The 24,499-nt window shown below is 59.8% G+C and carries 22 protein-coding genes and 2 pseudogenes; 7 read left to right on the forward strand and 17 right to left on the reverse strand.

Features of this window, described 5'->3' with window-relative positions; all coding sequences use genetic code 11:
- Positions 1-628: transposase (locus tag MESS2_RS00330; protein WP_244439820.1), on the reverse strand; the 628-nt coding region annotated here is incomplete at its 3' end.
- A 475-nt stretch (positions 629-1,103) separates the two neighbouring features.
- Here MESS2_RS00330 and MESS2_RS33785 point away from each other — a divergent pair.
- Positions 1,104-1,235: a hypothetical protein gene (locus MESS2_RS33785; protein WP_280113299.1), complete on the forward strand. Its 132-nt coding sequence runs from the start codon at positions 1,104-1,106 to the stop codon at positions 1,233-1,235.
- A gap of 61 nt (positions 1,236-1,296) precedes the next feature.
- Here the strand turns inward: MESS2_RS33785 and MESS2_RS32070 are convergent, their stop codons facing one another.
- From MESS2_RS32070 to pdxR, 5 genes are all read right to left on the reverse strand, one after another.
- Positions 1,297-1,530, reverse strand: a complete 234-nt coding sequence (locus MESS2_RS32070) for a hypothetical protein (RefSeq protein ID WP_008871985.1) — start codon at positions 1,528-1,530, stop codon at positions 1,297-1,299.
- Between the two features lie 339 nt (positions 1,531-1,869).
- Positions 1,870-2,712: a TIM barrel protein gene (locus MESS2_RS00335; RefSeq protein WP_051068991.1), complete on the reverse strand. Its 843-nt coding sequence runs from the start codon at positions 2,710-2,712 to the stop codon at positions 1,870-1,872.
- A 552-nt stretch (positions 2,713-3,264) separates the two neighbouring features.
- Entirely contained in the window at positions 3,265-3,894 is a 630-nt protein-coding gene (locus MESS2_RS00345) for an FMN-binding negative transcriptional regulator (protein ID WP_008871987.1), read from the reverse strand.
- 721 nt (positions 3,895-4,615) lie between these two features.
- The gene (locus MESS2_RS00350; RefSeq protein ID WP_008871990.1) at positions 4,616-5,338 is read right to left on the reverse strand and encodes a B3/B4 domain-containing protein; all 723 of its coding nucleotides are present in this window, start codon (positions 5,336-5,338) and stop codon (positions 4,616-4,618) included.
- Between the two features lie 184 nt (positions 5,339-5,522).
- Entirely contained in the window at positions 5,523-7,061 is a 1,539-nt protein-coding gene (gene pdxR / locus MESS2_RS00355) for a MocR-like pyridoxine biosynthesis transcription factor PdxR (protein ID WP_040591670.1), read from the reverse strand.
- Between the two features lie 68 nt (positions 7,062-7,129).
- Here pdxR and MESS2_RS00360 point away from each other — a divergent pair, with 68 nt between their 5' ends.
- Both MESS2_RS00360 and MESS2_RS00365 read left to right on the forward strand, forming a co-directional pair.
- A complete protein-coding gene (locus MESS2_RS00360) occupies positions 7,130-8,368 on the forward strand; it encodes a trans-sulfuration enzyme family protein (RefSeq protein ID WP_008871992.1) in 1,239 nt (412 codons plus the stop codon).
- 40 nt (positions 8,369-8,408) lie between these two features.
- Complete coding sequence (locus tag MESS2_RS00365; protein ID WP_008871993.1) at positions 8,409-9,311, forward strand: dihydrodipicolinate synthase family protein; 903 nt, start codon at positions 8,409-8,411, stop codon at positions 9,309-9,311.
- A 287-nt stretch (positions 9,312-9,598) separates the two neighbouring features.
- On the opposite strand, the gene MESS2_RS30445 is transcribed toward MESS2_RS00365, so the two are convergent.
- Complete coding sequence (locus MESS2_RS30445) at positions 9,599-9,847, reverse strand: DUF982 domain-containing protein (protein ID WP_077379103.1); 249 nt, start codon at positions 9,845-9,847, stop codon at positions 9,599-9,601.
- A 623-nt stretch (positions 9,848-10,470) separates the two neighbouring features.
- Here MESS2_RS30445 and nodU point away from each other — a divergent pair.
- Positions 10,471-12,156, forward strand: coding sequence for a nodulation protein NodU (nodU, locus tag MESS2_RS00375; protein ID WP_008871996.1), 1,686 nt, complete (start codon positions 10,471-10,473; stop codon positions 12,154-12,156).
- 154 nt (positions 12,157-12,310) lie between these two features.
- Here nodU and MESS2_RS33150 read toward each other — a convergent pair whose 3' ends face one another.
- From MESS2_RS33150 to MESS2_RS32915, 4 genes are all read right to left on the reverse strand, one after another.
- Complete coding sequence (locus MESS2_RS33150; protein WP_244439822.1) at positions 12,311-12,736, reverse strand: hypothetical protein; 426 nt, start codon at positions 12,734-12,736, stop codon at positions 12,311-12,313.
- 266 nt (positions 12,737-13,002) lie between these two features.
- The gene (locus MESS2_RS32905) at positions 13,003-14,298 is read right to left on the reverse strand and encodes an ATP-binding protein (RefSeq protein WP_008872000.1); all 1,296 of its coding nucleotides are present in this window, start codon (positions 14,296-14,298) and stop codon (positions 13,003-13,005) included.
- A 59-nt stretch (positions 14,299-14,357) separates the two neighbouring features.
- Complete coding sequence (locus tag MESS2_RS32910) at positions 14,358-14,981, reverse strand: hypothetical protein (RefSeq protein WP_209436066.1); 624 nt, start codon at positions 14,979-14,981, stop codon at positions 14,358-14,360.
- A 208-nt stretch (positions 14,982-15,189) separates the two neighbouring features.
- Positions 15,190-15,705: a hypothetical protein gene (locus MESS2_RS32915; RefSeq protein ID WP_209436067.1), complete on the reverse strand. Its 516-nt coding sequence runs from the start codon at positions 15,703-15,705 to the stop codon at positions 15,190-15,192.
- On the opposite strand from MESS2_RS32915, the gene MESS2_RS00390 reads away from it, so the two are divergent.
- Both MESS2_RS00390 and MESS2_RS33155 read left to right on the forward strand, forming a co-directional pair.
- Complete coding sequence (locus tag MESS2_RS00390; protein WP_083918308.1) at positions 15,691-16,020, forward strand: isocitrate lyase/phosphoenolpyruvate mutase family protein; 330 nt, start codon at positions 15,691-15,693, stop codon at positions 16,018-16,020. The two genes, MESS2_RS32915 and MESS2_RS00390, sit on opposite strands and share 15 nt — an antisense overlap.
- Before the next feature lie 582 nt (positions 16,021-16,602).
- Entirely contained in the window at positions 16,603-16,851 is a 249-nt protein-coding gene (locus tag MESS2_RS33155) for a DUF6074 family protein (RefSeq protein WP_008872004.1), read from the forward strand.
- A gap of 554 nt (positions 16,852-17,405) precedes the next feature.
- On the opposite strand, the pseudogene MESS2_RS00405 reads toward MESS2_RS33155, so the two are convergent.
- The 3 genes and pseudogenes from MESS2_RS00405 to MESS2_RS00410 all read right to left on the reverse strand — a co-directional run.
- Positions 17,406-17,696 (reverse strand): annotated as a pseudogene (locus MESS2_RS00405) (acetoacetate decarboxylase); the annotation flags it as partial.
- 526 nt (positions 17,697-18,222) lie between these two features.
- Positions 18,223-18,505, reverse strand: a pseudogene (locus tag MESS2_RS31880) (ribbon-helix-helix domain-containing protein); the annotation flags it as partial.
- Positions 18,506-18,901: 396 nt separating this feature from the next.
- Positions 18,902-21,061 (reverse strand): S46 family peptidase, encoded by a 2,160-nt coding sequence (locus MESS2_RS00410; protein WP_008872009.1) that lies wholly within the window; start codon positions 21,059-21,061, stop codon positions 18,902-18,904.
- A gap of 647 nt (positions 21,062-21,708) precedes the next feature.
- Between MESS2_RS00410 and MESS2_RS32075 the strand changes: the two genes are divergently transcribed.
- Positions 21,709-22,128: a hypothetical protein gene (locus MESS2_RS32075; RefSeq protein ID WP_157357548.1), complete on the forward strand. Its 420-nt coding sequence runs from the start codon at positions 21,709-21,711 to the stop codon at positions 22,126-22,128.
- A 580-nt stretch (positions 22,129-22,708) separates the two neighbouring features.
- Here MESS2_RS32075 and MESS2_RS00415 read toward each other — a convergent pair.
- The 3 genes from MESS2_RS00415 to MESS2_RS32080 all read right to left on the reverse strand — a co-directional run bounded on the left by MESS2_RS00415 (position 22,709) and on the right by MESS2_RS32080 (position 24,323).
- Positions 22,709-23,194, reverse strand: a complete 486-nt coding sequence (locus MESS2_RS00415) for a hypothetical protein (protein ID WP_008872013.1) — start codon at positions 23,192-23,194, stop codon at positions 22,709-22,711.
- A 301-nt stretch (positions 23,195-23,495) separates the two neighbouring features.
- Positions 23,496-23,771, reverse strand: a complete 276-nt coding sequence (locus MESS2_RS00420) for a hypothetical protein (RefSeq protein ID WP_157357550.1) — start codon at positions 23,769-23,771, stop codon at positions 23,496-23,498.
- A 396-nt stretch (positions 23,772-24,167) separates the two neighbouring features.
- Positions 24,168-24,323 (reverse strand): hypothetical protein, encoded by a 156-nt coding sequence (locus tag MESS2_RS32080; protein WP_157357552.1) that lies wholly within the window; start codon positions 24,321-24,323, stop codon positions 24,168-24,170.
- Between the last annotated feature and the right edge of the window lie 176 nt (positions 24,324-24,499).

Raw genomic sequence — 24,499 nt, forward strand, 5'->3', positions numbered from 1 at the left:
GTCCCCTCTTCAGTCGCTTGTTTTCTTCCTCAAGCGCGACGAGGTCCTTCAGATCGTCACCAACCGGCGCAGGCGGCGAAGCTTTCTTCCATTGATAGTAGGTCTGTTCCGAGATGCCGGCCTGCTTTACGGCGCTCTTGTGGGTGTCGCCGCCACTGATAGACTTTTGGATCAGGGCGAGCATCTGGGCGCGCTCCTTTTCAGAGTAGGTCTTACGTCCGGCCCGGACGGTCGCTGCTGGTGCTTCCTTCGCCTCGGACGCCGCGCTAGGGGCATTCTTCCGAGCAGCCGGCCTGGGCTCAGCCTTCGCCTTCGGCGACCGTTTGGCCTTCTTCTTTTCAAGCGTCTCCAATTTGGCTGCCGGTTGCGTTGCAGTTGTTACTGGTTCTGCGTCCAGGGGATTTGCCATGAGATGCTCCGCTCGCGGTTTGTGCATGTGTTCAGCATCAAGCGCTACGACGCTTGAGTCAACAAGGCGACGATTTGGCAACTCCATCTCCTCGAGTTCCCTTCTTGTTTCGGCCGTTGCTGCGGTGAGATCGACATCGCCCCAGATCGAACGACTCCGTTTTTGAGAACTGCGCTTCTGTCTGATCTCCACCGTGAATGCCCGGGGCTGCCGCCTCATAGGTAGTTCCTTGTTGAACACGAAATTGCGAAGGAAGTCGCGGCAGACGACGATTGAAGGTCCGGCCGCTTCTTCTGTGGTCGAGCTATATGCATCCGACCGCCCGAGCAAGCCCTGCTGGCGGCGCACACCCCCGAACAGACCGGGTGTGAGCCCCTAAGAGCAAGTGGCTATGCCATCTCTCGGGATCGACGAGGTGGTGGATTTCCCGCAGCATGCAAAAAACCATCTCCCGCATCTTCGATGGTACATCGATGGCAGGCATACGAACTGAAAGAAGCCGCTCAAGAGCGCGACCCAATCTGCACTGGCAGTGCTGCGGGTCGCGCCCTGGGACGGGGTGTAGCTCGACGGTGGAGAAGCCGCTCGCGAGCGCGCCCTCAACAGCGCGGTAGCGAGCGAGCGGCGTAGCGGGGGTTATCGATGTTTTTCGGTAGGGTTGGGTTGCTGACAACCTGATTCGAAGGAAGCACCGATGACCAACATGATGGACCTGCGCGGGCTCGTGAAGAAGATCCCGACGCCGATCAATGCGCGAGATGATCGGCTTTGCCGCCGAGCGGCTGATGGAGATGGAAGTGGGCGCGGCGGGATGACTTACAAATGAGAGACGCGAACCCCCAGCTCGGTGCCGAACTCCTGCGCGAACAGCTTCTGTACCATCAATTTTAGCATCCTAAAGGATGGAAGCGTCCGGCTGGAAACAAGCATCTTCTCGAGGGCGGCGTTACAATAGCTTCGGCAGCGTAGAAGGCTACCCGATCGATCTCTTTGAACTGAACCACAGCGGCTGAAAGGCAGTGTTGAATCGCCCCACTTGCGAGCTTGTTGGTGAGCTTGATCCGGTTGAGGCGCTCCTCTTCAACGGTCGCTATTACGTGTCCGTCTCGGACGAGCACCACAGCACCATCGTGCAGAAATGTATTCGCAAACTCGAACGGTTTTCATAGCTTTGTCTAAGAAACGCCAAATTGGCTCGGCGCAAGCCCGCTTCGACTTAGAACGGCTACGTTATGCTTCGCCCCCTGCGATCCCAATCAGACATCGTCAAACTCGAAAGTTCGGATAGCCCGCCGGCCTCAGCATCAGATCCAACCTTCGCCTTGCGGATCCATCGAACTGCCGCGGCCGCCCAAGGCGGTCCAATGGCCAGTCCTGACAATGGTGATCCGGCAAGCACCTGCATGAGCGGGACACAGGAGCGATCTCGAATGACTTCTCCGCTCAATTGCCTACGCGAATTAGACCGGCACTCGCGTGAGTAGCCCGTGTCGGATGAGATCGATGCTGGCGGCAAATGCGCCTGCAGAGTCATTCAACGCGTGGACTTCCTCGACGAGCTCAAGAGAAAAGGGACCGGTATAGCCGCCATCAAGTAGCGCCCGGATCTGGCTGCAATTGTCGGAACCTCCCACGATGCGATCCGGATGAATCCAGAAGGTTGGATCGTTTATGCCTGAAACGTGCACCAGACCGGTCAGATCGCAGAAGAAGGACGTCTCGCCGGCGAGCGTGTGGTGGAATGTATCGTGCACAAGCCGGAAGACGGACTGGCCATCAACCGAGGCTATAGCGTTAGCCGCTTCGTTCTTCGATCGAAGCGAGGAGGTCTGGAAGCCAAGCGGTTCGATGAGCCCAATCAGACCCCGCGACTGAAGTATCGGCTTGAGCGCCTTTAAGGCGACGCGGAGATTGCCTGGGCGCTCGCCATTGGCCGACCACGAACCGTCGTTCACCGGCACCAGCATAAGCGCCTGGGCGCCACAGGCGGCCGCATAATCGGCGAGCTTGCTGGCCTCGGCCTTGCGGGCGGGAGTCCATTCGTTGAATCGCTGCAAGGCGTTGACTGAGATAATCGTGATGCCTGCTTCGGCAGCGGCAGACCGGACATCCGCCGGCGGATTGCCGCGCACAGCAGCCTTACTGCAGGGATTGTTCCGGATTTGCACGTCGGTCAGACCGAGATCGCGTGCGAGCGCGAAGAACGTCCCGACATCAAGCCCGGGCGTCGCCATGTGGTCGAGTGCAAACCGAAGTGTCGCCTGGCGCACGGAGTGGGTTTCCTTCATCAAGGCGGCCGCCATTATCGGGTGACTGGCTTCTGCCGTTTGTTGATTTACGACGCCGAACTGATCGGCATAGGAAGGCGAGCCAATCGAACTGACCCGCTCTTTATTCACACGATTGTCTCTCATTGTGAGCCGACTTTCACGCAACGGATACTACCGCGCCTCTTGAGAACATTGATCTGCCAGGCGAAATGACCGAAGATGGCTGAAGGCTATCCAGCTGCTTCCACACAGTAAGCGCCAGCCCGGAAAGATGCCGCGCCGATCCGGAGCCAAACTGATGTGGCAGGCTGCTTCTTCGTAGCGAGGCCGATGCCCAGCGCGATCATAGCGCCTCCCCGACCTTCCCTCAGGCTCTGGATCCATCCAGGACTCGCCGCCGTGCGGCCTTGAAACAAGCGCAACACGTCGGCGAGCTTGTTGAACGCAATCGGGGCGACCGCCGGCGAGACTGCGGGCGACAACATAGAGTCTCCGCGGACCGGGCGTTATGGCGAGCACGAAGGCCGCGGCAAGGTCTAGGGCGAGTTGGGTTAAATCTGGCATGGTGGTCGATACCGACGAAGTTTATGTTGCTATGGGGATGAGAGAGGCGACCTCACGGTCAGATGCCCGCTCGCTAGAAGAAAGGCCCGCAGCCACTCCGGCGCGGTCGGCCGCGCTCCGATTCTGGCTCATCTTGCGCTTGCCCTCGATCCTCGTGATCGGCATGCGCAGGCCCACAATTCCGCGGAGTTGCGCCTGCACGAAATCCGGCGGCGCGTCCGACACTGCCCAAGGCGAGACGCGCCCACCCTCGTGGTGGTCGGTCAGGCGATGCACGGCGGCCAGCAGCCTACCCGTATCCTCGAAGAACTCGACCGGGCCATAGGCGTGGACGGCGACGTAGTTCCAGGTCGGCACAACCTTCCCGGTTTCCTGTTTGGCCGCATACCACGCCGGGGTCACGTAAGCATCCGGTCCCATGAAGATGGCCAAGCCATCGCATCGCGGCGGAACACGGCACTGCGGATTGGCCTTCGCGAGGTGGCCGTAGATCACGCCGTGCTCGCCCTCGCTTTCATCTAGCAAGAGGGGCAGTGGTGAGGCGAAGAGTCCTTCGGCCGTGGCGGTGACGAAGTTCGCCAGCGGCGCTGCGCGGATGCTCGCTCGCAGGAAATCCATATCATCATCTCGGAAGGCCGGAGGGGTGTACATCGGGGGAACTCCGTGTGTGCGTTGCAGGTTAAATACTGGCAATCTGGCCCTCTGGAAACAGCCAGTTTGTTGCAATTGAAGCCGTCCAGTTGGTGAAGTGGCATCGCGGGACGCGGCGGCTGGCTGTTCCCGGGGCAGCACGCGAGACCGACGCTGCAGATCCATCGGATCGTCGCCGAGACAGCAAAAGCGCCAACACCGTCAAAGGGCCCGGCCGGCACACGCTGCGTCACAGCTTCGCCACCCCTGAAGACGGCGCCTACCTCGGCCTCACCCAGGTCCTGCTGGGGACGCAAGCTCGACACGCGGCGGTCTACGCAAGCTCGCGACCCGCAGATATGCCGCTTGCGGTCCGCTCGAGAAGTTGGCCTTTTCAAGGAGGCGGAGAGTTCGCCCGACGGGTGAGCGTTCGGCATCTCGATCGAGATCGCCGATATTTTCCGTGCTGCCGGCCTGCCTATCAGGTCGCGCATGCAGGCCAGTTCAGCCTCGGCAGTTGAAGTTGATCAAAGCACCAACCCGAAGGGGTGCGCAATGTTTGGACCGTGGCTACGCTGGGTCGATTCGGTTTATGAAGTGGCGCATCTTCCGCTGGCCTGCCGAGTACGAAATGGCGAGAGGCTTTACCTCCTGTCGACCTTCGCAGCCCCAGGAGGCCCGGACCGCAAAGGAACGCACTGGTTGCGAGCGAACCGATCATACATCCGGACGGGCACGTTCCTCAACCGACCCGCATGTCGGAACTGGCGACCGAGGCTTTAGCGGTGGTGATTTCCTGTTTGTAGACCTTACACCCTGGTGCAAGCTCTCTCAGACCGCTCACGAGCATCTTAGCCGCGCCCTCGAGCGCTTCTTCCGGCATCGCTGCCAAGCTTTCCAAAATAAACCACATGCGGCCGCCCACCGTCTCCAACCGGGTGCGCGTGCCCTGCCGCCAGTTCCAGCGGCGACATGTAGCTCCCAGATCGTCGCGCCAGATGACCTCCCCCTTGGAAGGGCTTTCAACGACCGCGTCCCCATTCAAAACAGTGTGGAAGGACTCCGTTCCTACGGCAATCGTCAGCCGCGGTTTGCCGACATATGCATCGAAATTTTCGCCGCCAACGGGTATTGAGAAACGCAGGCTCACTGCATTGTAGAGGTCAACGATAGGAATTATTGATGGGATGCGGCCATCCTTCTCCACCCGTTTTTTCAATGCCTGCGCCGAGCACGGCGTCCGGTTTGGTTTCGCGCCGAACCGGACGTATGCCTCCGCCCAATTGGCCAAGTGCGCTTCTCCCCAGGCGGGTCCCCCCGCTCGGACGAAATCGCAAGCCTCTCCCAACACGTCCCGAGCCATGACGCCTCGCGCGCTGTCCTGTGCATCAACAAGAATGCTGATTGCGCGAAAGTCAGGTGCGATCTCTGCTATTTCTTCGTCGATCAGCGGAAAATCCAACAACGCTTTCTCCTTTAAGCAGGCCGCGACGGCGCCTTGCTTCCACCGGATTTGAGAGTCTCCTCAAGAATTCCCTTGCCCAGGTCCCAGGGTCAGAGTCCTGCCCGGGACCCGGACTGGCCGACAGAGCCAGTCCTGGCAAGTCTTGCTGATCCAGTCTGCGATCAATGCCGGCGCGACTCTGGGGTCACGAGCCAGGTCCGCTCGCTGTCAGGGCGGGTATTGAGCATCTTGCCGGATCCTCGGCAAAACTCTTTACCCGTTGGACAGCGCCAGTAAGGAGCCGAACGCCATTCTCGATCTGCCGAATGGTCAGGGCGGAATAGCCCATCACCAGTCCAATCCGGTCAGCGCGGCCTTCATCTCGGATGTACAGCGATGAGATCGGGTGGATGCCAACCCCGACCTGCCGCGCCTCTTCAACCAGGACGTCCTCCAGCGACCGAGAAAGATCCTTGAACCAAACGACGACATGCAGCCCTGCATCGGCCCCCTCGATGGCGATACTGTCTGCGAACGCGCGTCGAAGGACGGCAAGCAGTGCCTCTCGCCGCTCGCCGTTAAGACGGCGGACGCGGCGCACATGGCTTTCATATGCACCGCTCTCGATGAGTGAGGCCAGGGCCTCCTGTTCCGCAACCGGAGAATGCCTGTCCAGAAGCTGCTTGGCCATCGCAAAGACGTCTTGCAACTCGGCCGGAACCACCAGGTAGCCGATGCGCAGCATCGGCGACAGTGTCTTGGAGATCGTGCCAACATAGATTACGGAACTGCGGTCTTCCAGCTTATGCAGCGGGGGCACCGGTCGAATGTCGTACCGGTACTCGCCATCGTAATCGTCCTCGATAATATAGGCGTCATTGCGCCGAGCCCATTCGAGGAGCTGATACCGCCGCGAAATCGACAAGACGCCGCCGAGCGGGAATTGGTGCGACGGGGTGACATAGGCCAGCCGCGCTGGGATCTCCTGCAGCAGCTCGGTCTTCATGCCCTCGTTGTCGACGGCGACAGCGACGGGCGTGGCTCCTGTGCTGGCAAAGACTTGGCGCGCCATTCTATAGCAGGGATCCTCGATCACGAAGCTGTCGGAAGGATCGAGCAGCAGTCGCGCGCACATGTCGAGGCACTGCTGTGATCCGCTGACGACGAGGATCTGCTCGACCTGGCAGCTAAGGGTTCGGGCACGCCACAAATATCCCTGCAGCGCCTGGCGCAAGCGATGCGAGCCGCGTGGATCGTGGTAGGCCAGCCTTCCGGGGCTTTGTGACATCGCCGCGCTCATCGCGCGCTTCCACGTCAGCGCCGGGAAATCAGATGGCGCGAGGTCGCCATAACGGAAATCGACCTTGAAGCGGTTGGGGAGGTAATCGCGCCGTGGCGGACTGGCGCGCAGTCGCTCGCCGTAAGAGGAAAGGTGGATCGGGCCAGTCCGTTTCGGGACCGCGCTGGTCGCTTTACTGCGGACTAGCGAAGATGAAACGCGAGGTCTTGCGCCTTGAAAGACCTCGATGAAACCCTCGGCGACCAGCTGGTCATATGCCACGGTGACCGTGGTTCGCGACACACCGAGTTCATTTGCAAGGCCGCGGGACGATGGCAGCTGGCTGCCCGTTTCATAGATGCCACCCAGGATCTGCTCGCGAAGAGCTTCGCAGATCTGGCGCGCGCCCAGACCTTGCGAGCGAGCTGTCGACGCGGCAGGAGAAGGCTGGACCATTTCTTTCATCGCCAACTGGACGTTCCCTCCGAGTTAGTGTGACGGCATTGTCCTCGAAATCAAGAGGGCTAAAGCCGATGACCAGCGCCGAAGATCAGCTTGAAGCCGACGCAACAACAACGCCGTCCCGGAACGACGTCGATCTCGCATTCGCCACACGGGCCATCCATCATGGCTACGATCCGGCCGGCTTGTCCAATTCCGTTCAGACGCCTGTGTTTCTTACATCGACCTATGGATTTGAAAGCGTGGCAGCAAACGAAGCCGCCGCAGCGCTTGGCGGAAGACTCTACGCACGCGAATACAACCCGACGACCGAGGTCCTGGAAAAACGGCTCGCCAATCTCGAAGGAGCCGAAGCTGGGCTGGTACTCGCCTCGGGGATGGCGGCCTTCGGCACCCTGATCCTTTCGCTGCTTTCGCATGGTGACGAACTCATCGTCCACAAGACACTCTATTCGAATACGCTCGCCATGGTCGAACAGGGGCTGCCGCGATTTGGCATCAAGGTCGTTGCCGTCGACCTGTCGAATCCGAGCAATCTCAATGGCGCCATCACTGACAGGACCCGGCTCGTGTTCTTCGAGACGCCGATCAACCCGCTGAGCCGCATCCTCGACATCGCCGCCATTGCCGAACAGGCCCATTCTCGCGACGTGAAGGTCGCGGTCGACAGCACCTTCGCCTCGCCCGCTCTCCAGCGTCCGCTGGAACTCGGAGCCGACATCGTGATCCATTCGCTGACCAAGTACATCAATGGCCATGGCGATGCTCTGGGCGGTGTGATACTCGGCGATGCGAAAACACTGCACCTGCTGCGCGAAACTGGCCTGCGCTATCTCACCGGGTCAGCGCTCTCGCCCATGTCGGCGTTCCTGATTTTGCGCGGGTTGAAGACACTCACGTTGCGTATGGAGCGTCACAGTGCCTCTGGGCTTGCGGTCGCTCAGGCGCTCGAGGCGCACCCGACTGTGGCTTGGGTTAGCTATCCATTTCTCGGCTCTCATCCCGACCATGAGATCGCGCGCAGGCAGATGTCGCATGGCTCGGGCATGTTGGCTTTCGGGCTCCAAACGGGGTTCGAGGGGGCGCGCCGTATGATGGACCGGCTCAAGCTGATCATCAGGGCGGTCAGCCTCGGCGATGCTGACAGTCTCATCTATCATCCGGCAAGCCTGACCCGCTCGCGCAAGTCAGTCCGCAAGGATGCGCATTTGCCTGACGGAGTCGGCGACGACCTCATGCGCCTGTCGGTAGGGCTCGAAGACGCCGCCGATTTGATCGCGGATCTAGAGCAGGCGCTGGACGGGGTCTGATGCCCAACGCTTCACCCAATGTAATAACGGGAGCTTCAGCATGGCTTTCCTGAGCGGCCTTTCGGCCTTCCCAATAACGCCAACCGACAGTGACGGCGTCGTCGATGTCCTGGCGCTTCGAAAGCTGATAGCGCGGCTTTGCGCAGCAAAGGTGGATTCCATCGGCCTGCTCGGTAGCACCGGCACGTATATGTATCTGTCGCGCGCGGAACGCCGCCGGGCGATTTGCGAGGCGCTGGACGAGACGCGTGGACGAGTCCCGCTCGTGGTGGGCGTGGGCGCTTTGCGCACCGATGAAGCGGTACACTATGCAAGTGATGCGAAGGCCCTCGGCGCGGCTGCGGGGTTGCTCGCGGCTGTTTCCTACACCCCGCTCACTGACGACGAAGTTTTCGAGCATTTTTCGACAATAGCGCGCGAAAGCGGCCTACCGATCGTGATCTACGACAATCCTGGAAACACGCATTTTCGCTTCACGCCAGCGCTCATCGAGCGTCTGGGACAGCTGCCTGGGATCCTCGCTATTAAAAACTCAGCCGACCGGGGCGATGCAATCAAAGGCCAACTTGCGCACCAGAAAAAAATTGTGCCGAAAGGATTCTCGATCGGCTACAGCGGCGACTGGAACGCCACCGAGGCCCTGATCGCAGGCGCCGATACATGGTACAGCGTCCTCGGTGGCATCTTGCCCGACCCCTGCCTGAGAATGGTCAGAGCCGCTCAGCACGGCGACTACACAGAAGCACATCGGATCGACGCCACCCTGGCCCCGGTGTGGGAGCTTTTTAAGACGTTCTCGAGCCTTCGCGTCGTCTACGCAATCGCCGAGCTCCTCGAAATCTGTTCCGCCGAGCCCCCACGGCCAATCAAGCCGCTTTCCGCTGCCGCGAAGTGCCAACTCGCCGGCGTCCTGGACCGTCTAGGATCAGGTGTCGGATCGTAAGCCGCGCGACTTCATATCGCCGAGGGAAAAATGTACGCACCGACCCTTTCGATGGGATTAGCCGAGATGTTCTCCATAATCTGATCGGAAACAATGCGCGCGGCGTGCTGATCGCCGATGGGTCGACAGGTCTCGACGCCAATCGCATCCTGTTCGATTGGCAGAACGTCTTATCGGCGAGGGAGGTAGGCTGCGTTCCGGGCCGCCAACGCCTACATTTCTCCGGAAGAGTATTCGGGCCAGACGACTTCCACTCGAAGCACCAAAACCTTGATGTGCTACAGCATTCAATCGCTGCGAAGGATCTTTGCTTCAAGCGCGGCTGCCACAAAAGCCCTTCGAGCAGCTGGTGGATGGGCCTCACCACGCAATACCTGCAGACAAGCGTCCATCGCTACCCTCCGTTTCTCGGTCCGATGATGAAGGTCACGGATCAGGATAGCGGCCGCTTGGTTGACATCGAATACGATACGCTCAGAACTGTGGCGGCCAACCTGAACAACGACCGCCCTCTCAAATCTGTGCAAGCCGGTCATCTCTCCGCCCCCAAGGCGATATCCGTCAATAGGACCCCGCTCGTCTTCTTTGCCGAGCCGACCCGGTACCACTGCATCTATGAGCCGAGACAATGCCCGTTTGACCAACCCCGCGCTAGCCTCACACGCGCTTAGCCGCTCTGATCCGCTGCCGATCTGCAGGCGGGATCCGTCGATGTCGGAGGTTGTGCCGCCAACATGACGGCGCGATTCAAAAAGGCGAATTGGGCGCTGCCCTCGCCATCGAAAATCTTGTCGATAGAGACCTAAAGAGTAGCTTGATCAGGGAAGGCTCTAGCGCGACACCTTCGTGCTCAGTACGCGCACGCTCGGTGCCTAGGGAGCGCGGACCTCCTGTGGCGCGGGTGATGCGTGACCGTGCACATCGTTGCCCAGCGGCTTGCGGTGGCCAGCCCTTGTTACTGTGCCGCACAGCGCTGGTGTCAGCCATCTTGTTCTAAATCACGCGGCAGACCTTATCATTCACCGCGCGGATGCCTCACATCCAAACAATCTAATTTACCGGTTCCTCATGATCCTGCATAGCGCAACATCAAAACCCACGGCTATGTTTTCCAGCCGTTTCTGCGGTTGCACCACGGTCACCTCGACAAGGATCTACTATGCGCATTTGCGGTATCAAGCTGACGCACGACGGGGGAATCGCTGTCGTGGAAGACGGCAGATTAGTCTTTTGCATCGAGCAGGAGAAGCTCGACAACAACCCACGATACCAACATATCGAGCGGCTTGAGACGGTCGTCGCCGTTTTGGCGGAAAACGGGCTTGCTCCGCGCGATATCGACCGGTTCGTCATTGACGGATGGGACGGTGAGATCCAGTCGGAATTCCAGGTTCTGAGTAAGGGCTCCCCTATCACTCTCAACGGCGCGCCATATGTGGAGCGGGACGCCGAAAATCCCCTGACAGCCTATCAAGGTTCCGGTCTCATGCTCGACAATGGGGTATTTTCCTATGAAAGCTACCCGCATGTTCTTGGGCACGTAGCTTCCGCATACTGCACCAGCTCATTCGCCAAAGCAGAGGAACCGGCATTTTGTCTGGTATGGGACGGCTGCATCTTTCCGCGGCTTTACTACGTCGAGCCAAGTGGAGTCCGATTTGTTGGGTGCCTGTTTCCGATGATAGGCCATGCCTATGCCGCCGCGGGCCAACATTTCGGTCCTTACAGGCAAGAACTGCGGACTGGCTGGAATCTCGGTATCGCCGGCAAGTTGATGGCCTATATCGCGCTCGGTGTGGTCCATGAACACATCATGAATGTGTTTCAGGAGCTTTACGACTATCATTTCGCCGGGGATACGGACCTTGCCTTTGGCTACAGGAACAACAGCCACAGTGAAGACGCGTTACTCACGGCTGTGCACGACTTCTTCGATGCAAGCGCGTCGCGGTTAATCGCCGAAACGCCCGAGGACATTCTTGCTTCCTTCCATGCCTTCGTAGAGCGTCTTCTCGTCCGGGGGATGACAAGCACGCTGCGTGGGTACTCGGTTCCCGAAACCCGAAACCTGTGCATAGCCGGCGGATGCGGGCTGAACATCAAATGGAACAGCGCCCTTCGGGCGAGCGGTTTGTTCGACGCAGTCTGGGTGCCGCCGTTTCCAAACGACAGCGGATCGGCGATCGGTGCCGCTTGCTGCGCGCTGGCCGCCGATAATGGTTTCGTACATCTCGACTGGTCAGTCTACAGCGGGCCAAATGTGAGCCATGGCAAGGTTCCGCCTGGTTGGCAATCTTCTGCTTGCAGCCTGAAAGAACTTGCCAGCGTGCTCGCCGACAACAAGCCTGTGGTGTTCCTTGCAGGCCGCGCAGAGCTTGGTCCACGTGCTCTGGGAGGCAGAAGCATCCTGGCGGCCGCAACTTCGCCGGAAATGAAGGACCATCTCAACAAAATCAAAGTTCGAGAGCACTTCCGGCCGGTAGCGCCAATATGCTTGGAGGATCGTGCACCTGACATGTTTGACCCCGGCACGCCGGATCCTTACATGCTGTTCGATCACCGAACCCGTTCGGAGTGGAAAGACAAAATCCCCGCGGTCGTCCATCTCGACGGGACAGCGCGACTTCAGACTGTTTCGAGAACTTCTGAACACCCAATTGCAGAACTTCTGATGGAATATGAGAAACTCACGGGCATTTCGCTGCTCTGCAACACGAGCGCAAATCTCAATGGACGTGGTTTTTTTCCGGATGCAGCTGCCGCCTGTGAGTGGGGATGCGTAGACCACGTTTGGTGCGATGGGTTGCTGTTGACCAAGACAGGTGCAAGTCAATTCGAGGGCTGAGCGATCTGCGCCACGTTCCCGTGGCGAACTGAGTTGCCGCGAGCCGAAGTGTGGAAAGCGTTCGCTGGCAAAGGAAGCCCGCCAGGGCGACAGAGCCAAGGGCGGCGTACGACTGCGGTCGGCAGGAGCGCGCGCTGGTGGGTTTGGCAGGGGGCTATAGGGGACCGACCACGCCTTCCATTAGAAAGGCTCCCAGCGCACTCATCAATGCCTCGGCGGTTTCCTTGTCGAGTTGCAGTTCGACCTCATCATCGTCATCCGTGATGAGCAGCAAGGTGCCTTTCAGCGGGTTGCGCGACGTGACCAGCACATCGTCATCCTGGAACTCGACTTCGCGGGCCATAACTCCGACCTCCGTTGCTCGAGTCAGAATGACGCACCAGCCGCAGTAAAGAAAGCATTGAGCGATCCTGAGGCGCGGCGAATTTCGTCGCATTACCTCGATGGTGAAGGCGATAAGCAGGCGGGCATTATTGAAGATGTGGTTGGCGTCCGCCTCTCCATCGCAACCAAACCATACTCGGTTCGTTGACCTACGCTGGTTGATCCCAGCCCACTCCAGACCCTGGCGCATCTTCATCGACATAAGGTCGAATGGTCTGCGGCGTGTTTGGGTCGAATGCCGACTTTCAGCCTTCGAGTGTCCGAAAAATGTCCACATATTTCGGACCAGCATGGCTCTGGCTAACTTGCTACCAACAATACAAGTAGCTGCCGAGCTCGACGTCGTAATCAAATGTTTGGTAGCGCAAAACGCCCTCATGGACGTAGAGCGGTTACGACACAATCACCCATTGCTATCTAAGTTCGTGAATCGCTACGCTCGGCACGACGGCCTTGGCGATCTCACATAGGTGCTGGTGATGCGTAAGATAGATCACCTGACCGGCACTTGCCATTTCGCCAAACAACCTGAAGACCTCCTCGGAACGGACATGGTCGAAGGTTTCCATGATGTCGTCTGCGATGAAGGGCACGGACGGCCGAAACTGCGCAAACTCGTAGTACCCAGCAAGCCTGAGCGCCAGATAGAGCTGAAAGCGCGCGCCCTTTGATAGCGCGTCGGCGACCTTGGATTGTCCATCGCGTTGCAACGCGATGAGCACTTCCCCACCCTTCACAGGTTGAGTTGTCAGGCCAGAATACTGGCCGCGCTGATGCGCGCTCCATCATCCCGGAGCGGTGACGCTCGCGGTAGAGACGCAGAGCATTTCCAGCCGACATTATTCCCAATTTCAACTCGATATAACGGACGGCCTTTTCCTCGATTTCCAGAAGGACGGTGCGCCGTTCGGCATCTATTCGGGCAACAGCACTGTCGCCGCCAATGGCGTCCAGCTTGTCGGTCGCGCGCGTCTGTCGAATGAGCTGCTGGCGTATCGCCTCGTCAGAAGCGTGAAGCCTTTGTTCGGCCTCAGCCTTCTCGATTGCAAGACTGTCGAGATCGACAGCATCTAATATCGAACGCGCCTGCTCGAACCCTTCCACCGCGAGCTCGGACGAAACCTGTTCCTCAAGTTCGGCCACGGTTGTGCGCAGGCGATCCCTGTCGCGCAGCAGTTCGTCGCGTTGCACGACTTCGGATAGCGTGGCCACGCCAAAGACGCTCAGGACCTCGTTTTTGCGGCGCTCATGTGCCGAAATCTCGGCATCGAGGATCTCACGCCCATCCTGCAGGCGCTGCAGGTCATTGACGAGGCTTGCCTTGGCCTCGCGCGTGCGCTCGGCGCGTTCCAGGCGCTCGGCAAGCCGAATCGCCAGCTGTTCCGGTTCGTTGTCGTCGGCCGCCTCGCCCGCTTCGGCTGCAACGGCGGTAACCTCAACCAGGAAATTGTCCCTGTCGGCTTCCATCTTGTCGATACGGAGTTGCATGGCGTCCCGGTCTTGAAGACATTTGGACAGTTCAGCCAATTGATCGAGGACGCCGCCGACGCCGGGCGCCGAGATGCCGTTCTCGAGCCAGGTGCCCTTGAGCGCTTCGGCAACGCCGGCTAGCCATTCATCCTCACGCCGCTCTGCGACTTCGATGGCTCGGCGCCTGCCGGCCAGATCCTCTTGCCTTGTGCCAACGGTCTTGAGCGCCTCGGTGCGCTCAGCGTCCACTTTGAATTGCCTCTCAAGGAACAGCTCTGCCACCGCCATGACCGTTTCCAGGCTGTCACCAGGATCTGAACCGACGCCGACGCTCGCCAGCGCGCCGCTCAGCTCCAGGGTATTCGGCCTTCCTCATCAACCGCGCGCTCGGTCTTCTTGCGGGAAAGCTCGATCTCCTCCCATGCCGCGAGCGCATCGACCCGGGCAGCAATGCGATCCTCGATCATTTCGATCAGCTGTTCGGGGGATGTTTCCTGGCGCGGTCCGAGCAGGTCTCTTGCCGCTGCGCGAATTTCCAAGAGCACAGCCTCCCGATCTGAGCCGTTGCGTGCAAGCTGGTCGCGCGCATGCGCGATGGTGGCCGCGGTTTCTGCGATGTTCCGGCTTGTGCTACGGATCTCAACGAGTTCCCGGGCGTTGGCCAGACGGCCTTCCGCGACGCGGTCGTCTTGAGCCAGTGCTGCCGCAAAATCATCCGCCGTATCGCCAGTCAGGTCATCGCGATGCCTTGCCCAGGACTCGTCCCGGGCACGCCGAATGACGTCCGCCGCATCATCGTCGGTGACATCGACCGAGGCACGAAGGGCTTCCAGCCGCGCCGAAAGCAAGTCGTGATTGCCTTGGTGCTCGGCAAGACGTTCGGAAAGGACACCCCTGCTCTTCCCGAGCTCTGCTGCCAGCGCCTTCCATGCGCCAAGCTGTCCAGCATTCGGAATGGCGATCCTGGCCAATGCCTGAGCATCGCCCGACCAGGGATGCAAGCGCGTGATCGCGGCCTCCCATCGAATTGTACCCGCATCCGCGGCCTCGCGTGCCGCCTTGGTCTCCTTCATGTACCCGCTGGCCTTCGCCGTAGACAAAGCCGAAACCAGCCTTGCCCTGGCAGGCTCGGGGACGGCCCGTTCTTCGCCGACCCGCTCGCGTGCCGCCTGAAGCGCATCAGCAGCAGCCGCGGCCTCCTCGCGCGCAACGCGCACGCGTAACGATCCCGGATCGCTGCTCGACCATGGTGCGCACAGCGCCTATGGTTGCAGCAGGCAAGAGCAGTTTGGCAGGGTGTGGCTCGGAGGACCTTCCAAGAGCGGCAAGGCAGGTCGCCACGGCATTGTGCAGGATTTGCAGCTCCGTCCTGCGACTTGGCAGGTCGAGGCCGGCCGAGACGTGGCGCACCTTGCGGTCGGCCAGGGCGCGAACCCGTTCGGAAATCGCAAGGATCACCGCGTCCACGTCGAACGAGGCGATTTTCGTCGTCACCCGTTCGAGCTCTTCCACACTCGAGGACAGCCGCGTTCTCAGACTGGCGTCGACCTCGATCATGTCGGCGACACTGCCGGTCCAGGTCCGTGACGGTGAAGCGATCTCAGGCAACTCGGCCAGTTGGGCTTGCTTGCGCCGGATATCGGCAAGCGCGCAGCAGCCTATGAAGCGGCCGGCGCCGACATGATCCTCATCCACTCGAAACAGAAGGCGCCGGACGAAGTTGAAAGCTTCGTGCGTGCCTGGAGCGGCAAGGCGCCAATCGTGATCGTGCCGACTGCGTATCCGGAGATGAACGAGGAACGTATCAAGGCGCTCGGCAGGATCGCGATCGTGATCTATGGCAACCACGCGATCCGCGCTTCGGTCACGGCGATGAAGGATGTCTTCGCGCGCATCCTCAAGGATCGCGGCATCCACAACGTCAACCGAGACATCGTTTCCGTCGAGGAGGTGTTCCGTTTGCAAAGGATGGATCAGGTCAAAGTCGACGAGGAACGCTTTCTGGAGTAACGGCCGACCGAACATTGTGTCTGACTCTGACCAGTGGATGAGCTATCGCGATGACGAAGCGAGAAATTTGCCGGCTGCGGGAAGTCGTCCAAGCCGACATTGGCGCGATGAGGCCGCACGGCTGATCGCTGTCGAGGTGGAACGCATCCTGCGAGGTGGGAACGTGCCGATGACAAGAGAGAGACATTGGATGTGGCGGAAAGGCTGGCTGGCCACGTACTTGTGGCAGTTTTGTCGCTTCCTTCGGAACACCAGTGCGCAGGCGCGTCGCTGCTTGGTCAAGATAGACGGTGTTCCAATGAACGATGGCGCTGACGACGAGATTTGAGACCGGAAGCGCGGAATGCCTTGGCTCTAGTGTCCCATTGCACTTAGTCGGTGGATGCCGTTTCAACGACTGACCTTCGCGAACCACCTCCCTTTTGCAACGCTCAGGTTGGCCCTCAGACTGACAGCTCAACCCCGGATTGGGCAGTAGTGGGGCCCTTGTTCCACTGATAGGCACTTTGCAAAATTGCGCTGATAACTAAATCTTTTAACCCGCCAATGCTTATTTGCGAGGCTGAAGGCGTGAGGTGATCGATGGGTGAATCAAATATAATCGCGTTTCCGCTGCATCGTCGGCGGAAATTGGTTGAAGGTATCGCGCGGGTCCTGGAATCCAAGAACGGGGAGGACGCGAACGCGTTCTGGCGCAGCACCGTCAAGACAATTCTCGTCCAACTGTCCGAATCAGGAATTGGACCGGGGCTCGCCGAACAGGAAATTGGAATGCTTCTCCGTTCTGTCTTACGCGACATAGCCACCCGGTCTGCGAAACTGGCACGATAGCATCGGCTCGCGAGGAAGGCTTGCCGTGTGAGAACCCCGGGGCCAGGAAAGACCCTCGACCTAATCCTGTTGCCCGGCACGGCGACGCGAGCGCAGCAAGCCGATGAGTAACTTCGAACATTCGTGGCGATCGGCTCAACGCGGACGAGTCCGTGCTGTTCGGGCAACCTTCCTGCGACCAAGAGCGAAATGGAGCGAAAACGGCCATTATCGCCAGCATCGGGTCGATGCCGCTGAAAAGTCGATTCTGTTTTCTTGATGTTTGTCAGGAGAACGGACGATCATGGCTGGTCGCCGATGCCAAATCGGGGAAGCTCGGTTTCGTTTTCTGCTGCTCGGCAACAGGAACTCTTGAATCCACAGCTTTCACCAACTCCATTTTTACTGACGCGTCGCCCCGCGCTATAGACGCCGCGACATATACAGCGCCCCTCGCAGAGTGGGGGCTGTGAGCGCGGGATTCTGTTACGAGATCCGATGACTCCGATCTAGCTTTACGAGGTGGGCTCATCGTCATCGCAACAGTCGTCGCACGGCCACACCGTCCGCGACTACATGGCATGCGAATAGCCGCCGATCACGTCGTTAAACCTAACGGGAATGACCTGGCCGGACTCAATATAGCTCCCGAAACCCGCAGAGTCGGGCATGCGAATGAACTCAAACTTTACCAAGGGATCATCGAATTCGAGTGGCTGAGGGACTACGGCGCGTAGCCGGTCGGGGTCCGTCCGGTAGGTGATGATAAGGTACTCGCGGTCCACGAAGCGATATGGCCCCGTCGGGTAGGCGGGGCTTGTAAGCGGCATCGAATAGGCTTGGGCACGCACATCTTTGGATTTCAAGGCTTCTACCTCCCCGGTGAGCGCTGCATCCCGGATAAGGACGCTTACACTCTAAGATCTGCATGAACGTCGCAAGGAGCATGCCAAGGCGTTAATACTTTGATTGATTGATATTTTTTCAGGTTTGCTACAACGGCCGCTCAGCTATTAGGTCTGATATGTCCTCTTTTGTAAGCATCCTGCCATTGCGGCATCGGCGACACAGGTATCGCCTAGGGCTTGTGTATATGCGCGAGTTTACAGAGGCTTCGAAATAAGCACCGACCGGGTCGGGCACCTCTGGGCACCATTCCTATCCCCCTGCAGATTTATCCCGTTCCACGGGGGCGCATCAATGCCAGTCGAGCGAATTACAAACGGTTCGACGCAAACAAGCATTCACCGGCGGTGCGGAGTCACCAGCTAGGGAAAGAGTCTGCCCAGCGTTCCGCTTGATCCAAGGTCTACCGACCGAGCAAATTCGTGTCCGCGCGCAGGTGCAAATGCTCCACCTGCGCCCTCTCGCCTTCACGCAGCTTCGCTTTAATTTAAGACGCTCGTCGTGTGAGGGCCGGTAACCGCGCAGATAGAGTGCGCAGCTAGTCCTGAGCATAGACGCGAAGTTCGGGATATCTCCGTTGATCTCGAGTGCCTCGTCACAGAGCTTGGAGATAAATTTCGGCGTTGACAGACCCTGGCTCTCGGCAATTTCGTCGAGAAGTCCAAAAAGCGGCCTCGAGCTGGATGCTGGTCGAATGGCCGGCAACACGGACCGAACGGTTGGTCTGGCGGTATCCTTCGGGATCCTGTCTCGCGTAAACCTTGCACATCTGTGGCCTCCCGTTCCTGTGGACCGCCGTTGTTCCTGTCCGGCGGTTTTCATTTCGGCATTTTCTCCACAGAAGAGCTGAATCGTCTTGTCTCCATTGCGAGGGAACAGTCGGTTCAACGCGGCTTCAGAACTCGGGTTGCTCGTTTTCGAGTAGACGAACAAGCGTTGCTCGGTGCGACTGCACCGAGTTACGTCATTGGACGGGTATGCCAAGGGGGAAACGGAATTGGCAACTGCTCAGGCGCTGGCGAACCTTCGAATGTTGCGCATGCGTTGGAGCGCCGGCCGATTCGAGCACGATCAACGATCGCTGTGGCAAGCTCACGTCAATGTCCCGAAGTGCCGTTCTGGCTGGCTGACGCCGACGCGTTCGCCTACCGCCAGACTACCCCGCTCAGGAGCGCGACGCCGGTAGCACTCCCATCTCCTTGAGCAACCGGCTAGCGCCGTCAATCTTGTCCATGGTCCAGAGCATGAAGCGACTGTCGACATGGATGCTGCGGCTGCGGTCTGCGTCGCGCTCCCAGTCAGAGATTACGCCCTCGAGCGTGCCGTCGAAGGCGAGACCCACGAACTCGCCGCGTCCGTTCAGCGTCGCCGAGCCGCTGTTGCCGTTGGTGATGTCGGCGGTGGACAGGAAGTTGACCGGTAACGTGCCCAGCGCTGGCGCGACATAGGGGCCATAATCCTTGGCTCGGATCGCTGCGATAGCCGCATCTGGAGCGTCGAACTCACCCTTGCCCGTTTCTTTGGCCAGAAGTCCCTCGGCCGTGGTAAAGGGCATCCAGATCTGCCCGTCGCGTGTTCGCCCCGCCACCTTGCCCCAGGTGATGCGCAGCGAGCCATTCGCGTCGGGATACATCGGCCGGCCGATTGCCTGCTGGTAGGCACGCTGGCCGTGCATATAGATGGCGCGAGCCGCCTGGCTGCGTCCAGCGCGGTCCTTCGCAGCGTGCTTCGCAGCTATGTCGCCGGGATAGAGCGCGACCGCCAGCTTGATGAAAGGATCGTCCGACGCCTCGAAGGCAGCAGCGGGCTTGTCGAGCCAGCCGAGCCGCGTTGCCGTGTCTGCGAGTTTGGTGTCTGCATAAAGTCGGTCAAGGCCAATTTGGTCCAAAGTGGTTTCGAACGCAGTATCGCGGTCCTTTGCGTCCAGCCGGCGATATTCATCGAGCGCGGCCTCAAATAGCTTGCGATCGATGACGGGCAGATAACCGCGTTCGATCTGCGTCAGTTGATCCACGGTCTCGTTACGGTCACGATCCTGAAAGCCGCTTTCGCGATCTTCATCGGGCTTCTCGTGCTCCTTCGCCCAGCGATAGAGAGTGCGTGCTGATGAGAGGATTTGCGCGCGGTCCAGCAGCGCCTGGCGCAGCCTCGCCAGCGAAGCCCGGCTATTCTCGCTCACCATCGCGTCCAGTTCGCGGATTGCTGCGTCGAAGCGCGTCTGCCGTACGGGATACTTAGCGACCCAGGCGCGAAAAGCTTTCTCCTCGTTAGCCTTGCGCGCGTCGAGGCCGATCGCGTCGGCGCCGGCAAGATCGCCCGCCAGCTTCTTCTTGTAGTTTTCAACACCTCGCAGGATGGAGGCGTAGCGGATCTGCGCTTCGCGATTGCCTGCCGTGGCTTGCTTGATCTGGGCCGCATAATCCGACAGCAAATGCTGCAACAGCGGTTCGTAGTGCGCGAAGTTGAACCGGACTTCATCCGCGGTGAGGAACCGATTGGTTGCTCCGGGAAAGCCGGCGACCATCACGAAATCGCCTTCTTGCACGCCTTTAGAGGCGATGCGCAGCCAGTTCTTCGGCCGGTAGGGCACGTTGTCGCGCGCATAAGGCCGGGAGGAACCATAAGGGGCGACATAGGCGCGATAAAAGCCAAAGTCGCCTGTGTGGCGCGGCCACATCCAATTGTCCGTTTCGCCGCCGAAGTTACCTATGCCGAGCCCGGGCGCATAGACGAGGCGCACGTCCTGAATTTCGAGCTTCTGCTGGAGATAGTAGGAGGCGCCGCCATAATAGGACCCTACGTCGCAGCGGCGATTGGGCTGTTCTTCACATGCGGCGATCAGCGCCTTGCGGTTCGTGTCGAGCCGCTCATAGCGGGCAAAGCCGTTCAGCTTGTCCGATACGCCCTTGAGCATGTCGGCGGTCACATCCGGCATATCCTCGATCACATAGATGCGGCTGCCGGGCACCGCGGGTAATTCCTCACCCAGGCTCTTCGCCAGAAAGCCGTTGGTGAGATAGTCTTGGCTCTCCTTGCTGTTGTACTGCATGGATCGGAACACGCAGTGATGATTGGTCGCGACCAATCCTTGCGGGCTGACGAAGGAGGCGGAGCATCCGCCCAGTGATACGATCGCGTTGAGCGGGGCAGCGTCCAGTCGGCTCAGCTGCGCGGGATCGATCTGGAGCCCATCCGCGCGCACGGCCGCGCCCACTTCCGCAGTCTGGGCCGGCATCCACATGCCTTCGTTCGCCGATGCAGCGGTGGCCGTCCAGAGCAAGGCGATGGCGCTTACCCGAGCAACCATTTCACATTCGCAGTTCATACTGGTGTCTCTCCCATTCTGTCTACTGTTCTCCGCCGACTGGATCGATGGGCTATCGGGCTGGCTGGCGTCCGCCAGCGCCTGCGCGGCTGCCACTGGGTGAAGACTGAGTGGACGGTCAACGCAAAAATCTGGATGACGCTCCCCTCACATTGTATCGGTTCCGTGCAACGTTTGCGGATCATCCGTTGCACTGATCGTGCCAAAGGAATAATGCTTTCAATGACCTAATGGTAAGCTGCCTTCCATGTCCGACCTCCGACATTTGGTAGTAGACCCGACACCCTCGTCCTCGCTTGCGACAAACCCCGCTGCCGAACGGCCGTCGCCTGGCCATTAATTGTGAGAGTGCGTGCTATCGTTTCTGTTAAGCATGCGGTGTTGCGCGAGGGCGAGGGTGCGAGGAATGCCCGGAGTTCCCCTGGCCGAAAATCCGCTCGGCGCTTAGCGACAATCGTGCGCATAACCCGGCAGACTATGCCGGAGCAGTGCGTTCGAACCGAGCGGCGTCCCAAGCTCCTCACGCGGCGGGCTCGCTGCTGTTTCCGTGTTTTCACTTCTTGCCTGCCGAGCGAAACCTCGACGCCCACATCTTGTGGGTCCTGCCTCTGTGTAGTTGTTGGTGACGCGCCTTGCCCCGGAAGCCCTTGCCCGAAGGTCTGCGCGGCTGGCAACAGCAACACCACCGTGGCAAGCCGCGCGATGTGATAGGGGAATATATTCATGGCCGGCCTCCTGCAGGTGCCTATAACAATGGCAAAGTCATTGTGGCGTTCCAGGAATGGAACACCAGGCGTAGCCTCTCGGCCATGCGTCGCTGGCAAGGCTACAGTTTCCATGCGGGGGACTGGGTGCTGCTCGATCTCTACGGCACAGACGTTGCCCGCCGCTTCCGGTCGCCGGACCTCTTTTCGCCAGAGCGGGAATTAGCTGGAAGACTCACGGATTCGATTTCATCCCTCAAGGCTGCGGAAATGCGGCATTCGGCATCGCTATCCTGGAGAAGCTTTGACCGTGGTGCTGATAAGGAGACGATGCGGGCTGCTGTCCCGCGACATGTCCTATGAAGTGCCTGAACAGGATTTGCAGCTGGACCTGTCGCGAATAAGCCAAAAAACGGCTTTGCTCTTACTCACGTCCGGACGACAGCGGGCGCCTCCACTTGGGCTGGCGGGCCACATAGGTAGCCAGAGACTTGGTATCCGGGAGTAAAACTGATGATCAAAGAAAAGGTACGGGAAGCGATCATCGCAGAGCTCTAGCGTTGATCCGAATCCGACCGGTCAAAGCTCCGAATCTGCGACTGCGCAGACAAGTTCGCAGTGGATGGTGATGGACCTGGATGCTTCTGGCACGTAGTTGTGGAAATGGAGCAACGCCAGCGGCACCATCTGGGCCGTCGACGAGGTATCTTGGTCCGGCTTTGCCGCACTCCATGCGCGCGCCGCAAGCACCATCTGGGCGCAGCGCAGCGTCAGCGGCGGGTGGTCATCAGGCCGAGATTTGCGAGGCCGTCCGGGTTTGTGTTCACGAACTGAATCGACACACCCGCGGTCGCGGCGATGCCGTGGGCCGAACGGTTCTCCACTGCGTGCCGTAGTACAGAAGCTTTTGCACAGGCATTCAATGGCCACGAAATGCCCTGCGCTATGGCCCTACCTCGCCTTTTCGCATCTCCTGCGCGACTAGTCCGCCGGCAGCCAAACCCAGAGCCAGCGCTACATACGCAGCTGCGATGGAGCGCTTAGAAAGCACTGTCTCCCAGCCCGGGGTCAGCCGCTTGGGCACAACGAGATAGTCCACAGCCGCAGCGATCGCGGCTACCGCGGAGGCATCACGCAGCATCAGTAGCGGCGACCGCGGAGGATTTCTGGCGAGCCAAGCCTCGAACGGAGCGGCCCAGAATATGGCCGAAGCATGATGGGTGCCGAAGCCGACCGCCGTGTGCGCGAGGTCGGCCTTCCTAACCGCACCAGCCTTGTCGCCGTGGAGCCAGTGGCTGGTGGAGTTGGTCGGCTGCAGCGCCGACTTTCCTTCGGCTTTGGCCAGAAGGACGAGGAACGCCGCCGTCACAACACTTGCGACCGTGCCGGTCACGCCTGTCGAAAGTCCAGTCCTCAGCAAGCCGTTCACCTTAACCTCCGTAACTCTCCCTCTTTTTAACCGCCGAATCGAAGCTCAGTTCCCGACACCTCCATTAACGGCAAGGAGCTGTATCCCGACTGAAGTGTCAATCCGCCGACGGCGCGTTCTTTTCGCGTCTGTCAGGTGATTGCGACCGCCCCGGTATACGGGGGTAGAAATCATTTTCTGCGCCGCCGCCCCGGAAGAGGTTTTCATTGAAATTCCGCCAAGTTTTACACTGCCATCGCACATTCATCGATGGACTGCGGCAGTTGCAGCCTTGCTGCGGGTGTTTTCGCCTCTTGCGGCTTCACCGTTTGCGGCGCCTGGAAAGCCGGCGGTGATTTAGGCGAACCTCCCGCCCCGCAGGCTCAAGAGCAGCAAGGGCCATTGATCGCCCGATATCGGCCAGCGGCGATGACGCGTCGGCTATGGCGAGCGGCAATGTCAATGCGCCCCGCGTCCAAGCCACCTGTGCCGCAAGAATTCCCTGCGCAAGGGCCGAAACTTTTTCGCTCACCGCCTTGACGGTTTCCGGCCGACCTGAAACCAGCGAACCAGTTGCCTCGGCAACCAGGATCGGCAACCGCAACCCCACAACCCAGGGCGCGAGCATCAGGTTCTGGGCAAGAGCAATCTCAGCGCGGACGCGCCTTCCTCGTTGACTGGCCAACGCTCGTTACTCCTTCTGTTTGGATTTTGCGGGCCCGGATAGGGGGCCGGCAATGACCATCAACAACATGCGCCTGTTCAGGGTTCCATAGCCCCAGTCCTTCCGTCTCGCCCCGTTCTCGTCAACGAGCTTGTCCATGCTCCGATTAACCGCATTTGAAAGCAAATGGTCGTCCCCGCTCACCTCAGGATAGCCGAACTTGGCATGAATGCTGACCCGTTTAGGCTTCACCTGTATGCCGCACTCGCCGGGAAAGAGCGGCGGCCGCCCCTCGCCGCTCGCAAGGACACTTTCGGCCGATCACCCGGCCTACAATCCCTCCGGACCGGCATTGGAATTGTCGATTCCTTTCCCGGTGGAGCCGCGCAGGTAATATTCGGCCTTCATGTATTCCGGAGGGGCAACCCGGAAAATGTCTCCGTCCTTAATGTCGTCCTGCGCATAGGCGCGGGAAACCGGGGGCAAAAGCCGATCTTTCAGCACGGGGACCAGTGCTGCGCGAATCAAAACGTGTTGGCTTCGCCAGAGTTCCCGGACGGAGGACAAAGACCCGCCGCACCTTTCGGCACGGCGGGCTTTCAGTCGTTCACCAGGCACGGGGTGTGGGCGGAGGGCATATGCCTGGATCGTAGGAAATCCTA

The organism is Mesorhizobium metallidurans STM 2683 (genome assembly GCF_000350085.1).
In the GTDB taxonomy this organism is placed as follows: domain Bacteria; phylum Pseudomonadota; class Alphaproteobacteria; order Rhizobiales; family Rhizobiaceae; genus Mesorhizobium; species Mesorhizobium metallidurans.